Genomic DNA, 16,147 nt, shown 5'->3' with positions numbered 1-16,147 from the left:
TGAAAATTAAATTTTAGAAAATGAAAGGGTAAGGCAGGAAGTTAGCCTGTAGATTAATCCCAGCTGCTAAACTCAAAAACTAACCTTATATAAATATGAAGAATATAAAAAAATAAAAAAAGAAAATGAAAGTCCGGTTAGAGCTTATTATCATCCGCAAATTTGATCAGGGCTTCCCCAAGCATCCGGACGTGTGAAGGGTTGAGATTGAACCTGGACTTTTTCATGCCTCCACGCTCTTTTGCGAGTTCGACATATTCCTTTTCAAACCGGTCACTGTGGGCCAGGGAGATGGTCATGTACCAGCCGCCCCCCATCTTGATCTCTACGTACCCGTCTCCTCCGCTGCTTTCTTCGGTGCTTTCTTCGGTGCGTTCCTCTACTGGCTCCTCAATGCTTTCCTCAGTTACCTTTCTTGTTGCCATGCTGTAACCTCGTAAACTCTTTATTTTTGTGTTGAAATCTGATGTTATGGTGAAATCCGAGAATCTGGATATAAATATGCTAATTGGATTATAAAGATACTTGATGCCTTATATACCAGAGGCATAAGGCAGATCATGAAGCCCTCCTGTGGATTCATTAATCGGCATTCTTCGTATTTCCAAGCCCCAGGGTCATCACTTCAGGACGGACCGAACCAGAGTGGACTGCAGTTGCTACCAGAGCGCCCTTTATACCGAGCCTGTCAAGAGCAAAAAGGTCCTCCATACCCCGAACCCCTCCTGCAAGCAATACATCGTGTACTGAGACCTCAGTCAGTTTGCGCAGAAATTCCGGGTCAAAACCAGAAGCTGTGCCGACCCTGTCAAGATCGAGAAAAATCAGATCCTTTAAGGGAAGTTCATTAAGAAGCTTTACAACTTCAAAAGGGTCTTCCGGGATCTCAGGGTCCTGTTTTAGGATCTTTCCATATTTGACATCAATACTGACACTGATACGTCCAGGATTTCTGGAAGCTGCATCCTTTATTACTGCAAGCTTGCCGGTCTCCGTGCCTATAATTGCAGTTCCTGCAATAGAAAGTGCTTTATCCACATCTTTCAGAAAAGAGACACCGAAATCAAGCATCGTATCTGCCTTTAGACTCACTTCCCGGATGATTTCCGCGTTAATATCAAGAGGACCTTTGCCCTGCAGTGCATTCAGGTCAGCAATGTAGATTTCTCTAGGGCGTAAAAATTCAACTATTTCCATGGGAGCTGATGTCCGGCACACAGCACTCGAATCCGAAACCGGACGGTAGTTCTCCCTTACTCCACCTTTTGCAAGAACCACGTTACGGTTAAATATATCCATTACAAAGACTACTCGGAACATACTTATTCGATAATTGCATCATCCTATAAAAAAATATAAAATAAGGCTGATTGTATAAAAGGAACAATATACATTGCAAAAGATTTAACTTCATGCTTAACTAGAGGCTTTATATGAAACTGCTTGTAAGTCCAATCAACAGAGAGGAGGCGATCATCGCTTCTATAGGCGGCGCGGACATTGTGGATGTCAAAAACCCAAAAGAAGGTTCCCTTGGAGCCAATTTCCCCTGGGTAATCAGGGACGTTAAAGCGGTTGTAAACGGCAGGCAGCCGATAAGCGCAACGATAGGAGACTTCAATTACAAACCTGGGACTGCCGCACTTGCAGCTCTTGGAGCAGCGGTCGCAGGAGCAGATTACATAAAAGTAGGTCTTTACGATATCCAGACCGAAGCACAGGCTCTTGAACTGCTTACTAAGATTACGCAGGCTGTAAAAGACTATGACCCATCAAAAAAGGTTGTTGCCTCAGGATATTCGGACTACAAACGCATCAATTCGATTTCTCCCATATTACTCCCCGCAGTTGCCGCAGAAGCCGGGGTAGATGTGGTTATGGTAGATACCGGTATCAAAGACGGGAAATCTACCTTCGAATTCATGGATGAAGAGGAACTGAAAGAGTTTACTGACCTTGCTCATGAGCACGGGCTTGAAAATGCAATTGCAGGATCCCTGAAATTTGAGGACCTCCCTGTACTCGAAAGAATAGGGCCTGACATAATTGGTGTCCGGGGTATGGTCTGCGGCGGAGACCGAAGGACTGCAATCAGGCAGGAACTTGTAGAAAAGCTCGTAGCTGAGTGCCAGATCTGAAAGGTTCTATACACAATTAATACAAGACACTGTAACTTGTGCTGGCATGTCTTTCAGGCAAGCCGGCCAAAAAATAATTATACGCCACCCACTTTTTTAATCTGATGTTTATTTTCGGGCATATAGGCATAACTCTGGGAATTTTCTATTTCCTGAACCGTTTATTTCCGGAAAAGAATATTCCGGTAGACTTCAAATGGATAGCTTTTGGAGCGCTCCTTCCGGATTTTATAGACAAACCTCTGGGCAGGATAATTCTTGCTGAAACTATAGGAAGCGGGCGAATCTTTGCTCATACCCTTCTATTCGCAATCCTGCTGGGGCTGCTTGCAGGTTACACCTTCTACCGAAAGGGCTGGACAATACCCCTTATTGTTGCAGGCGCGTCATTCTGTCACCTGCTTGAGGACCAGATGTGGAATTCACCCAGAGCCTTTCTCTGGCCGCTTCTGGGATGGGAGTTTCCAAGAGATACATTTTTGGGAGGATTTATTGAGTACTTCATGAGAATCCTGACCAACTCATACAACCCAGCCTCCTCGAGCGTGTTTATCCCGGAAATAATAGGGCTGGGAATTATTCTCCTGTTTGCGGGCAGCTATATCAGGTCAAAATTAGAAGGAAAAAATGTAATTCTCAAGTAATGAAAGAGAAAGCAAAAGAGCAGTAATAATAAAAAAGCAATCCCTGATTAATCGGTTAGTATATTCCAGAACGAAAGGCTGGAATCTGTTGTTTTTCTCTTCTGCGCCCTGCAGATTGAAGCTATCTCTGCCACGCAAGAAAAAATGACAGGTAAGTTCAAGCTGGTGTTGAGAAACTGAATGCTGTAAATAAAAAAATGCGTCCATAATCCGAGAAATATTTCTCCGACCCGGGAGGCACATTTCAATCCACATTAAAATATAAGCGCCTATTCCAGCTTGCCAAACGACTTAAAACAGCGAGTAGCGTTTGTATGCGTTAGAAATGTTTACGTTCAATCCGCTTGAACGAAATTCACCACTATAACCTTTAAATTGCCTCTCTTGAGCGCAGCTCACCGCTATAACCCATAACTAAGTCCTTCTGAGCTCAGCTTATTGCTACACTTATACTTAGTCCTCTTGAGCGCAGCGAAAAGGACCTCGTGCTCCCGAAGCGAAACTCGGGAAGCGAAACTCGGGAAGCGAAACTCGGGCGAGGCACAATTCGAGAGATTTGGGAGACTCGGAAGACTCAGGAAGGATGATTGTAGATTTTGATATTAAGAGAGTCATAAATTTTGTACAGAGATTTATTATCCGGAGTTTCGGAAATGTTGCCGGCTGAAGAAGATCCTATATCATAGGACCCTGATTTTTCCAGGTTCAGAGCCTCTGAAAAAGTTGTCACAACAGGGTAGGAGGGCACGATTGTTTGATTGTTCAAAGATTTTGCATCCTGAGGATCAACTGCAGAGGCTGATCCGGGCCCGGTAGAAGTTTCTGAGAAGGCATAGCTCTCTTTTTCTCCAGGAGATATAACATACGGGTATGCTGCTTTTGACTCTATCAGCCACTGCATGCCTTCCACTTCATTTTGCGTAACAGCTTCCGAAATTCCGCCAGTATACGGGGAGCTGAAACAGCTGAAAAATCCTAAAGTCCATAGAAGAGCCAGCACAAGGATTGCAGCGCCAAGACCAGTCGTGTATCCCTTCCTGAGAAGAACAATGTAGAGAGAGTACCCGAGAAGCGGGATCTGGGCAAAGATAATGAAGCTTAAGTTTGCAAACCTATCCGGCGGGTAAGGTATGAAGGGATTTAAGAGAAAGCCCAGTTCCAGGAAGAACGAGATTATATACAGGAATAAAAAACGGGGGTACCTGCGGACAAAGTGGTGACAAAAGCGTTTGCGATTCTGCCAAACGATTACGGTATTAATTATAACAAAAATTAACGGGATATAATACTTGCCGTAGTAAAGGTTAAAAAGGTGTATAAACTCGAAAATTCCGGGCTCCATGCTTGGAATTGTAGCAAAGCCTGCAGCTCTAAAGGCTTCAATACGCCACACAAGAGCCGGGAGAAAAACATCAAAAAACCCTGAGGCGTACATTATATAGAGTAAGAAGCCGACTGAAACAAATGATAGAAAGATAAATAGAGGAACCATTCTTCCTGAAGAGCTGGAAAGAGGATCTCGAGCAAGGCTTTTAAGACTTAAGATTTTTTTAAGGAAGCCTGACTGCATGGCTTTACCTGAAAAAGCGAGCAGCAGAGCAAAACATACGAGGTAAGTAAAGATAAAGGGATGGGCTAATGGAAGCAAAGGTACCATAAAGAGCAAACAAACAAGTATCGATTTCCTGTTTTTGTCGGTAATTGCATTCCACAGCAAAAGGAGATAGAGAGGAACCAGGCAGAAAGTGAGATAAAAGGGGACCGTTGATACCTGGAAATGTCCGAAATATGGAATTACCGAGGAGAGAAAAGTTACCGAGACCAGTTTTTCCCTGCTCATAAAGCCCCGGTAGAACAGAAACATACCGGCAATGAATATTAAAGAAAAGAAGACCGGTAAAAAGTAAGACAGTGCCTGTACTTTCATTCCTGAGACCAGAGACAGAGCTGAGACCAGTAGAGGGCCGGTGGGAGAGAGATCTGAAAAGGTAGAAAGACCTGAAGAACCGAAAACCCCTGTACTTTCTGCCAGAACCGGGTATGAGAATCCGGCTCCCCTGCCTACTGAAGCGTAACCAAGCATATAGGGGATTATCAGTACGATAATATGAACAAGTATCAATGTGAAGACTGCACCAATCTTTCTAAATGCAAGAATCAGAAAGCAGGCGGAAAGGTAACAGAAGAGCAGAATCAGGAAAAAATGGAATGGAAGCTGCTCATAGATACTAACTGTGTATCCTTCAGGCTGGATTTCCCTGAGAATAAAGAGACTGTAAACAAGTAGTAGCAGAGAAACCGATGTTATTAGATTTAAGATTTTATTGTTGAGTTTAGACAATGTGTCCCCCATCCTCCGGAAAGTTACAGAGTCCAGTTCCCGTACCTTTGGGATTCCCCTGAAACAGCACCTCTACTATTCCTTTAAAATCTGCTTTCAAGGGCAGCCTGAGGCAGGGGAATTTCAGTTCTCAAAATTTCCTTATATGTAAGATTTTCTTTTATTTTGCTCCTTCTTATATTTCGTGTATGCAATTGCTAAACAAATAATTAATTGTTGTGCCTGATATGCAGACTGATATACCGCCCTCAAGCTGATTAATGTTCTCATAAATTAAAAATTCTCAAGAATTAAAGGCTTTCGGACTTCCAGAGAGAGAATCACAGATGTTTATGATATTTCCGGCATTTCTAAAATATATAGTCGACGCATTAAAATTAGCCCATAAAGAAGGAAAAGAATACAAAAACAGATATTTGAAAAAAGGAAGAGAAAATATTGCTCATAGTCCAGCAACCAGTTGTAAGAAAATTAGATATTGAGAGGGAGGAGTTCGGTTTCCTTACAAACTCTGACGCCTCTGGGCTTTCTGACTATACCTTTGTATGACTGAAGTACTCAATGTCTGGATATGTTCAGGCGCAGAAATGGCAGAGCCCTTACCTTCTCTGCTCTGAATGATAGGAAGATTCCTTTAGACGCATGACACTCCCGAATAATCCCTCAAGCAGATTTTATCAACCTCACTGAGTTTGTTCAGGATATGTCGGATCCTCTGTTCAACAAGTCTCCCTTTTATGCACCAGTAAAAAGGCCTTCTATTTCCAAGAGATGGAAATCTGGTACAGGAGATATCCAGTGGATGAAAATAGAAAATAGTGTGCCCTCTTTTAAGGCTCTGCGTAAGTCCGTCCAGTATAAATGATGAACCCAGGAATCGAAGCATAGGACCGCCTGATGCAGGGAATTTTAATCCATGCTGACAATAAGCCCATGGAAACTCAATAAAGTTCCTATCACTGCCTGATTCAAGTTCGTTTTCCGCAGGATAATAAGGGAAAGACGAAACAGTACTGAGGGCTGAATCAGTTTTGTTGTAAAAAGAATTTACTGAAACAGATGAATCATACTTAAATCCAAGCTTTTCGAGTGAATCAATCATCCATCCGCTTACCAGCGCGTTTGGTGCCCTGTAGCCTACCAGCTTTTCTCCGCTGATTTTTTCGAGCATTTTTTTTGCAGCCAAAGTCCTTTGCTCGAAATCCTCCACACTCATTAACTGCTTTTTAGTTTCAGGGTCGATCTTACAGGCGTGATTCAGCCCATGGCAAGCAAGCTCATGCCCCCTATCTACAATTGACTCTACCAGTCCCGGATAGTGTTCAATGGTATCTGCAACTACAAAGAAAGTAGCATTTACATTGAACTCATCAAGAATATCCAGCACCCTTTTTGTAGGTTCACTCAAGAAATCATACCTGCCGTTCCAGTTCTTGAAAAATTCATCTACATTCCTGTAAACTGAAAACGGAGAACTGCAGACGGAAGGAATATGATACCAATCCTCAAGATCTACCGTAACCGAAAGACTACCGTTCATGAAATTCCTCACTACGAGCTGTATTTTCATATGTTGTGAAACTAGACTGGAAGTTTCACTAAGAATGGGAATTTAGCAAATATGTGTCCCCACTGGCTTAGAAAGCCTCCCCACTTAAAGGAACACCGTAAGAGTATAAAAGATTTTTCGACATTTCATAAGAAAGAAAAGGATTAAGATGAACTGAATTAAAGAAAGAGGATTGTAACGGCGAAAACAAAATAAATAAATTTTATCAAGAAGATAAGTATAAATATCACATTGCTATCATATATAGTCCGGCATGGCACTAGTTGACGTATATGGATACTGCAGGAAATAACTTAGTTCATTAATTTGATTTTATGTCTGGAGAAAATAGAAGTTTGTAGTTCTCGAAAGAGTATATCGAGACCCTTTCTTTTGAAGATACCTTTACAGAAGCTTTTTTACTGAAATTTTCGCAGGCATAGTGTCTTTCCGCAGGCATAGAGCTGTAAGAAAAAATATTTTAGCAGAATTTTTAAGAAACCAGCTTTTTGCGCTGGTTTCATGAAAAAAAGTGCTCGAGAAAAAAACTGTTTACTCATGATTTGAGGCAGTAAATAAAATCATTTCATAAACTGAATGTTTTTAAACTTTGTTTTAGAATAAGAGGGAAAGACACCAGATGATTTGCCTGAATAACCACTATAGTTTTATTTTTCCTACCAGTAAGGCTCAAAAAGCCCATCACTCCGGATATGGGCTTCAAACTGGTTTAGTATAGAGACCACCTGATGTAGAAATAAGAACTCCTATTGGAACTGCTAAAACCTGTAGCAACTTTTGAATTGTAAACCAATTGGAGAAACTGAATCACTTTCCAGATTTCCAGTTTATTGAACAGAATTTGGCCTTTTTGAGAAAAGGAAGACTTTAAAAAGAATACCTTCCAGACTCCTGAAGGTTAGTTGTATTGACATAGAGAGAAAAAGTAATATTGTACGAACCATACCTTCTGTAATTGACTTTCGGAGTGCAGGCACCACAGAACAGAGAATTAATATTGTTAATATGAATCTGTAAAATTTAAGGAAGATATTGTCAGTTACTGAAGCTGTTTATATCAGCATCAATATTATATTTATTTGATTTTTAAGAATTATAATTGATTGGAGTAGCAGAAAAGTCAATTTGGTGAGAAAAAGGCGAACTGTATTGTAAGTATAGAACAGAAAGGGGAGAAAATAGAATAGACTGTCAAGCTTATTTATCCCAGTTAACACGTCCTTAGATATAAAGAGCTATTGCAGAGTTTCTCACCAGGAGCTTTTACCTGCACACGTGGATCGTGAGTACATTGTAAAGAAGATACAATTAATAAAAAATAAACGATGGTGAATTAATAAAAAATAAATGATGGTGTTGAAGCCTCCTGATACCAGGCTGGAAAAGAATCAGTAATTTCATAAATCCAGCCCGGAAAGTGAAGTTGTTAGCATCACTTCGAATGTTCCACAGGAAAAGTGAAGACTACGGAAAATTTACCCAAAATCCTGCTGGCGAATAAATAGCATAAAAATAACAGAGTAAATTTTTTGTACACGATTCATACATTCTGGGAGGAGGGCTGGCAAAGTACCCCTAAATTAGGGAAGTTTCAGAAAAGCAGGAGATAGAGACCTTAGTATTCCTCGATTTTACAGATTCAATTCTGAAAATTAGTGTAACTTTGCCTCTAAAAAACAACTTTTTTCTATTGAAAGGTGCATACAAGAATATAAAGTGTTCAGATGACTTGCTAAAAATATTTGAGAAAAATACCAAAAATATTTATAATAGGATCACATAAACTTCAGAGTTAACTCAGCATTATATAAGTAAACAAAAGTTTCGCAGATGAGTTAACCGGGCTAAAAGCCATGGCTGATAAGAACAGAAAATGTTGATTAGAAGGAAAAACATTCTGCAATTATAACGGATTTTGAATAAAAATCTGGAGCCAGACTTTTCATGTCCGACCACCTCCTAAAAGCTAGCCACTTATAACGTGAGAATGGAGTGTGGAAAATCCTCTGCACCGTGTCCGCCCCACAAAACGCAGAGAACCGAATTGGATAGGTTCAAAAATATTACGAAGACGTAATTAGAATTTTTGAATTACCGTATAGACCCGACATAATTAGATATTTGGTATAACTCGGTCTAATTAGATAGTTCGGAAAAACATTACGAGTACGTAATATGGAATTTTGAGAAATATCTGGGAAAGAGTATAGATTATCCAGGATTTTTGAGTTTACTCAAATTCTAAATTCAATCCAGAGGCGATACGATGCTAAAAAAGAATCCAGGAACCCTATTCCTGACAACATGTCTTAATTTAACAGACGTATCAACTGTTGGAGAGATATACAACTATTCTATAGTTTTTTGAGTTTACCCAAATTTTAAACCCAACCCAAAGGTGATACGATGCTAAAAATGAAGCAGGAAACCCTATTCCTGACAACATATCTTAGTTTAACGGCCGTATGTGCTTTGGGAAAAAAATACACTCTAACTCGATAAAGTTTTTTGAGTGTACTTATATTCCAAATCCAACCCAAAGGTGATACGATGCTAAGAAGACAACTAGGAACCCTACTCCTGGTAACATGCCTTATTTTAACAACCGTACCCGCTGCGTTAGGCGCACAGAATACGATAACTGTAAATCCGACATCTGGGTCAGGTGCCCAGACTGCAATTAATAATGCAATAAATTCTGCAGCATCAGGAGCAACAGCAAGTAACCCGGGAGTTGTTGTCCTTACTGCTGGCACTTATGAGATAAGTGCACCTATAATTTTGAAATCTAATGTAGTACTGAAAGGCTCAGGCGATGATACAATAATCTTTGCTAAGGGCTCAGTTTGTAACTCCGCGAGCTCACCCGCGTATATATACGGGTCAGGCGTTTCCAATGTTGAAGTGAGCCATCTTCAATTCAAAAGTTCAGCAACCAGCCCCAGCGACGGAGGTCACGGAGACTATCGAAACTGCATAAAATTCGCGTCTGTGACTAATAGTAAAGTACATGACATATTATTCACCCGTTATCTGTATAGTGATGGTGTCAGAATCAGTAAAAGTTCTGGAATAGAAGTATATAACTGTAGAATGAAGTCCGTAGGACATGACGGCGTATCATTCTTATCCGGCACCAAGGATTCCAGAATGTACAACTGTTATGTTGAGGTTCAGACCAACACAGGTGTCAGGGTGGACAACTGTGCAAATATTGAGGTTGACCATAACACCTTCACAGGCAGCGCAGGCTCTGGCTGGTGCTGTGTTGAGCTGGAAAATACACTGACAAACGTGGATGTCCATCACAACATTATGCATGATTACAAAGGATCAAGCAGCAGTGCAGGCATTGGTAACTGGAATGCAAAAGGGTCAATCAGTGTTCGTGATAACGTTATGTGGAACGTATCCCCTTACGTTGAGGTAGGCTCAGGCTCAAACACACTGGGACCATCTGATCACAGTGTTGAAAACTGGGTAGCGAAAGGGTATGGATATGGCTCTCTTGGCAGTGCTTCAGTCGCACAGGAAACAACAACTGTAGATCCGATATCTGGAACAGATACCCAGACGGCAGTTAATGAAACCCCTGTTGCAGAGACAGAAGAAGACGAAGTTGCAACGACCAATAATCAGACAACAGTTAATGAAACTGCTGTAACATCAACAGTTAATGAAACTGCTGTAACAGAGACTGTTCCTGAACAGGTAGTTGGAACTGATAACATATTATTGACAGAAGAGAATACAACAGACATTGTCATAGACAATCGCCTCAGAGAGGTCTCTCCTGATACGGTCTACCAAGAAAAAGCATATATCGACATAGGAGGCAGACCTGGAATAGGAAAGTATAGAGACCTGCTTTTATTTAATCTAAGTGAATACAGCGATGCTGAAAATATTAGCAGTGCAACTCTATCTCTATACTGGTACTATCCTGATGGACGAGAAAGACCCGAAGATGCAGTTATAGAGATATACAGGCCCGCTGCAGCCTGGAACCCGGAAAATGTTACCTGGAACAGCAGGGATGATGGCGTGCTATGGACACAGCCCGGAGGAGACTGGTTCGACATGAATAATGCCTCTCAGGGAGATGCACCATACGCCACGATAACCCTCAAAGGAAGCGATATACCGGACAACAGGTACTATGAGCTGAATGTAACCGATCTCGTAAAAGAGTACGTCAGCGGCGAGTACGAAAACACAGGCTTCCTGATTAAAACACGTACAGAAAATGCGGATTACGTAGCATTCTACAGCAGCGAAGTAGAAGATGAAAATCAGCGTCCAATGCTGAATATAGAAGAGAAAGCTGTAGCTTAACAGCTTTAACTTCAGGAAGAGGCTCTGAGAAGCTGAAAATACGGGGATAATAGAAAAACTCCGTAACCCAGGCCTTTGAGTTCTTCCATCTTATTTTTTTAAAAGAAAGAATTTTTCAGCTAAACCCTGCGAAAATAGATTTTTGCTTTTCTTTTGTTTTCCTCTTGCTTAAACAATATAACATTATGGAGTAGTTACTAACCGTTTGTCGCCGAGCTCATATCCTGCATAACCTGTCTGAGGTAAAGCTGTGCGTCTTGAGAACAGCAGCCATTGTGAGATCTGTGCATTAAAAGATCGCTGCCTATTCTTCGTATTATGAGAAATCCTGTGAAGTAGAACTAAGTTTTGAAGTAAAACTGAGTTTTTGAAAGTATACCAACGTGAAGGAACCTTTCCTGAGCAAAACTTAGCATAAAACATATCTGAATTTACTTTTTTCTTTTTATGTGACGTTAATCGAGACATTACAGAACGTATGAAGGTAAAGGAAATTTTAGTGGACAATATTATGCAGAAATCAGAATAAAAGTTTATAGGAAATATTAACTCAGTTAAGAGCAAATAAATAATTCAGTAGTGGATATATTTCCAGAAGTGCTCAAATATTACTGTTAAAAACTTAAATCAGCTAACTGTATATAAAAATTAGTTAAAATAGGATTTAATAAAATTAGCCTATTACGATTCTGAGGACATCATTTCTTCAATACACACCCTCCATACAAGTTGAATAAATTCAAGCACATAAGCTTTTTGTACACTGCCGTAATCAGTAGTTAGTATCTTAATGTTGGAATTCGTATGCATTCAAGAAAAAGCTGAAAGCTTGTACAGAATTGTTTTGAACTGTTGTAACTGTTAAACCTGTATAGACTGTTATATAAGACTAAACCTGTGAGATCGCTGAGGATATCAGGCTTTTTAAAATTCCAGTGATAATACCTTCCAGCAATAAACTTTTTTCAAGTTTGGAGGCACATATCTCAGGGTGCAGGGATAAAAAATGAACGGAAAAGATCTTCTAAAAAGATTGGAAAACAGAAAAAAAGCGGGAGTTTACATTGCATTCTTTATGTTCCTGATTGTAATGGCAACGACCACCCTTTCTATCACGCCATCAGGCACGACGGTTTATGTGTCTGGAGACGGGAGAGGGAACTTTAACTGTGATGGGACTGATGACCAGGTAGAGATCAATAAAGCCCTCGCATACGTCGCTGAACACCCTGAGTTTACAACCGTTCATTTGAAAGGCCCTAATACGTACGTTATTTCAGACAGCATCCTTATCGGAAGCAATACAGTTCTGGAAGGGGATTCCACGGCTGTGATAAAACTTGAAGATAGAGCAAACTGGCCAGCGATCAAGCCCCTGATTACACAGATAAATAGCTCTGGAGAGCAAAATATTACTGTAAAAGGTTTTGAGATGGATGGAAATCATGACGGAAATACAGATAAAAAGAAAGGCGATGGATACTATAATTTAATCCATCTCATAAACTCAACAAATATCCAGGTTCATGATATGTATATGCATGACAGTCATGGAGACGGATTGAAAGTTGAAAACAGTTCCAACATTCAGTTTTACGACAATAAAGTGTATAAGCTAGGTCACGACGGCTTTTACGGAATCCAGTCTCAATATATGGAAGCATGGAATAATACGATAACCTGCAGAACTAACAGTGGGCTTAGAGTATGGGACTGTAATCATGTAAAATTCCATGACAATACTATTGATTCCTTTTATCATTGGAGCGCGGGCGGACCCGGAATTCAGATCCAGAAATCCTCAGGGATCATGGATGATATAGAAGTATATAACAATACCATCCACGACACTTACGGACCTGGCATCTGGCTACTGGCATATGGTAACTACCCTGTAGAAGAAGCGCAGAATGTACATATTCATCACAACACATTCTATAGCACAGGCACGAACCCCAGTATTGACTGGGTAGGAGGTATTGTAACAAGTGGGTTTAACAATACCCTGATTGAGAATAACGTGTTTGACGGCACATATCATACTGCTATCGCACTAATGTACCCGACAGGTTACTCTACAGATCTTTCACCAAAAGGTACGGGGTACACGACCATTGTCCGTAATAACATCATTACAAATACTGAACGTCGCAAGAGCGAGTCGAGCGGGACAGGATATGGTGTTGTCAATTATCTCCCTGAAACCCATAGCTTTTTACTGGAAAACAACTGCTTTTACAAGAATGTAGCAGGAGATTATAGAAACGCAATATCTACTAGCGATATTTATGTAAACCCTCTTTTCGCAGATCAGAAAGAAAATGATTATCATCTCAGATCATCAGGTGGTAGATGGAACGGGAAAATGTGGGTTAAGGACATTAGAAGCTCTCAGTGCATTGATGCAGGGTATCCTTCCTCTGATTACTCAAATGAGCCTGAAGACAACGGACAGAGGATCAATATAGGGAGGTACGGAAACACTGAAGAAGCATCAAAGTCAGGAGTGATGCCCGGATATGTGGCCTGGTGGAACCAGATATTTTCGCCGGAGTGGAGGATATTCAGGATATTCCTGAGAGTTTTTCTTCTATTCTGCTTTAAAATTCAAATTTAATATTTTCTCAGTACACCCTTAATTAAAAACTTTAATTTTTACAGCCACGGAAAGAAGGCTTCCAACTTAGAGTTAGACTTGCGGGGTTTGCTTTTAACTTTTACAATTAAAACTGCTCCAGATCCGTATCAGTCTAACTTAAACCTTTTTTAAAACGTTTATAATTTTATATCTTTATATTTTTATCACTCCATATTTTTAACAAATTTTAAGTTGAATTAAGATCAAACTTATTTAAGAATCAGGCTCTTTGGACATAAGGCCCTGAGAAAAATCCAGAATAGTCATATAAAATTTTTTTACATATATTAACAGATAACTTTTTTTAAGCTTAGAGAGTTATAGTAGAGTGTATTGGGGGTACAAAATGAACGAAAATCAATGGATACATAAGATGGGAGAAAAAAAGAAAAAAGGAATCCTGATCTTAATTCTTATTATTCTGATCTCAAGTATAGCCGTTACCCTCTCATCTGCCTCTCCTGAAATGACTGTTTATGTAAATACCGACGGGAGTGGGGACTTTAACTGCGATGGGACCGACGACCAGGTAGAGATCAATAAAGCCCTCGCATACGTTGCAGAAAATCCGGAGTTCACAACCGTTCATTTGAAAGGCCCTAAAACATACGTTATCTCGGGCAGCATTTTTATCGGGAGCGATACGGTGCTGGAAGGGGATTCCACAGCTGTGATAAAACTTGAGGACAAAGCAGACTGGCCATTGGAAAAACCACTCATTACCCAGATAGATAGCTCGGAAAGCCAGAATATTACTGTAAAAGGTTTCGAAATTGACGGGAATCATGACGGAAATAAAGAAAAAGGCAGGGGAAAAGGGTATTACAACCTGATCCATTTCCTTAACTGCAAAAATATTCAGGTTCATGACATGTATATGCATGACAACCACGGGGATGGGCTGAAAGTAGTCAAAGGTTCCAATATTCAGTTTTATAATAACACCATATATAAACTCGGGCATGACGCTCTTTATGTTATATATTCCTCAAATGTGGAAGCATGGAACAACAAAATAACATGCAGAACAAACAGTGGGCTCAGGATATATAATGGAAATCACGTCAAATTCTATAACAACGTTATCAATTCCGAAGGGGAAGGGGGAGCCGGGATTGAAATCCAGAAAGCAGGTTCTTCAACAGTAATGAATGATATCGAAATCTACAACAACCTGTTATATGAAACAAATGCAGCGGGAATCTGGATTACGGGCTATGGGTCCGTGTATTCAAAAGACTCTGCAAAAGATGTTTATATTCACAATAATAAATTTTACAAAACCGGTATTAACCCTGGTGCAGACTGGTCGGGGGGTGTAGTCCTCAACGGTTTTTACGATACCCTCATAGAAAACAACATATTCGACGGATGCTATGGGGCGGCAATTGCCCATAAAGAGGTGGACAACGAGTTTTCCTCTACAGGGTCAGGATATACAACCATTGCACGAAATAATATAATAATTAATACTCAATCGAGTTCTACAGCCGGAGAAGGTTACGCTTTTTATAACAAATTGGAAAACACTCATTCTTTTATCCTTCAAAATAACTGTCTCTTAAATAATGCAGGTGGGAACTATATGTATGCTAGCTCTGAGTCGGATATGCAAGCCGACCCTGCACTTGTAGAACAGCTGGATAAAAAAGGATCTTCAGCAGAGAACCTGCCCTGTACAGAGGCTTTACAAGCAGGGCCTCAAGAGTTGCCTTATGAGATAGATGAGCATGACACGGATGCGGGACAGGAAGAAGGTCCTGAATCAGGTATTGAAAGGATGATTTCAAAAATAATAAGGTTTGTGAAAAATATCTTTTTGAGTTTCACTTCGGGAGAATCGGATAATGAAAACCTTAAAACTGCCTTACCGTCAGTTGTCTCAGACAACAGGCTGAAAGAAGAGTCTCCTAACACGACATTCAGGGAAACCGAATACATGGATTTGGGAGAGAGGTCAGAAGGCGGAAAGTACAGGGATGTGATATTGTTTGAACTGAACCAGCTGGGTGGAACGAACAATATTGAAAAAGCAACCCTTTCTCTTTTCTGGTATTACCCTGACGAAGCCAGGCCGAAAGATACTATTCTGGAAGTGTACAGACCGGAAAAATGGTGTGAGGAACATGTTACATGGGAAGCAAGAGAAACAGGCACTCTCTGGCAGAACCCCGGGGGAGACTGGTACGATAAAAATGGTGTTTCTCAGGGGAGCACTCCATACGCGACAATAACTATTAAGGGCAGTACCCTTCCCGACGAGAGGTATTATGAACTGGACGTAACCGATCTCGTTAAAGAGTATACCAGTGGAAAGTATGAAAATACCGGTTTTCTGATAAAAGCCAAAGTAGAAAACAGAAACTATATTGCTTTCTACAGTTCGGAATGGCAAGATAAAAACCAGAGACCCAAACTTACTATAGAGTATACAGGTGAATGATATAATCAGAGAATCAGCAAAACTTATAATGAAGAAAA

At 40.4% G+C, this 16,147-nt stretch carries 9 protein-coding genes; 5 read left to right on the top strand and 4 right to left on the bottom strand.

Features of this window, described 5'->3' with window-relative positions:
* Positions 1 to 137 precede the first annotated feature (137 nt).
* On the bottom strand, positions 138 to 425 hold the full coding sequence (locus tag FXV91_RS00785) for a hypothetical protein (protein ID WP_229387373.1): 288 nt from the start codon (positions 423 to 425) through the stop codon (positions 138 to 140).
* A 157-nt stretch (positions 426 to 582) separates the two neighbouring features.
* Positions 583 to 1,320 carry a HisA/HisF-related TIM barrel protein gene (locus tag FXV91_RS00780; protein WP_229387371.1) on the bottom strand — a complete coding sequence of 246 codons (738 nt, stop codon included), beginning with the start codon at positions 1,318 to 1,320 and terminating at the stop codon, positions 583 to 585.
* 113 nt (positions 1,321 to 1,433) lie between these two features.
* Between FXV91_RS00780 and FXV91_RS00775 the strand changes: the two genes are divergently transcribed.
* Both FXV91_RS00775 and FXV91_RS00770 read left to right on the top strand, forming a co-directional pair.
* Positions 1,434 to 2,138, top strand: coding sequence for a (5-formylfuran-3-yl)methyl phosphate synthase (locus FXV91_RS00775; RefSeq protein ID WP_229387369.1), 705 nt, complete (start codon positions 1,434 to 1,436; stop codon positions 2,136 to 2,138).
* 104 nt (positions 2,139 to 2,242) lie between these two features.
* On the top strand, positions 2,243 to 2,782 hold the full coding sequence (locus tag FXV91_RS00770) for a metal-dependent hydrolase (protein ID WP_229387367.1): 540 nt from the start codon (positions 2,243 to 2,245) through the stop codon (positions 2,780 to 2,782).
* A 574-nt stretch (positions 2,783 to 3,356) separates the two neighbouring features.
* On the opposite strand, the gene FXV91_RS00765 is transcribed toward FXV91_RS00770, so the two are convergent.
* Both FXV91_RS00765 and FXV91_RS00760 read right to left on the bottom strand, forming a co-directional pair.
* Positions 3,357 to 5,123: a hypothetical protein gene (locus tag FXV91_RS00765; RefSeq protein WP_229387365.1), complete on the bottom strand. Its 1,767-nt coding sequence runs from the start codon at positions 5,121 to 5,123 to the stop codon at positions 3,357 to 3,359.
* A 634-nt stretch (positions 5,124 to 5,757) separates the two neighbouring features.
* Entirely contained in the window at positions 5,758 to 6,663 is a 906-nt protein-coding gene (locus FXV91_RS00760; RefSeq protein WP_229387364.1) for a polysaccharide deacetylase family protein, read from the bottom strand.
* 2,580 nt (positions 6,664 to 9,243) lie between these two features.
* Here FXV91_RS00760 and FXV91_RS00755 point away from each other — a divergent pair.
* From FXV91_RS00755 to FXV91_RS00745, 3 genes are all read left to right on the top strand, one after another.
* A complete protein-coding gene (locus FXV91_RS00755) occupies positions 9,244 to 11,028 on the top strand; it encodes a disaggregatase related repeat-containing protein (RefSeq protein ID WP_229387362.1) in 1,785 nt (594 codons plus the stop codon).
* 1,006 nt (positions 11,029 to 12,034) lie between these two features.
* Complete coding sequence (locus FXV91_RS00750; RefSeq protein WP_229387360.1) at positions 12,035 to 13,645, top strand: right-handed parallel beta-helix repeat-containing protein; 1,611 nt, start codon at positions 12,035 to 12,037, stop codon at positions 13,643 to 13,645.
* Between the two features lie 367 nt (positions 13,646 to 14,012).
* Positions 14,013 to 16,109: a disaggregatase related repeat-containing protein gene (locus tag FXV91_RS00745; protein ID WP_229387358.1), complete on the top strand. Its 2,097-nt coding sequence runs from the start codon at positions 14,013 to 14,015 to the stop codon at positions 16,107 to 16,109.
* Positions 16,110 to 16,147 lie beyond the last annotated feature (38 nt).

The sequence above is a fragment of the Methanosarcina sp. DH2 genome, assembly GCF_020804225.1.
Taxonomy (GTDB): domain Archaea; phylum Halobacteriota; class Methanosarcinia; order Methanosarcinales; family Methanosarcinaceae; genus Methanosarcina.
This window is presented reverse-complemented; position numbering and strand designations above follow the sequence as displayed.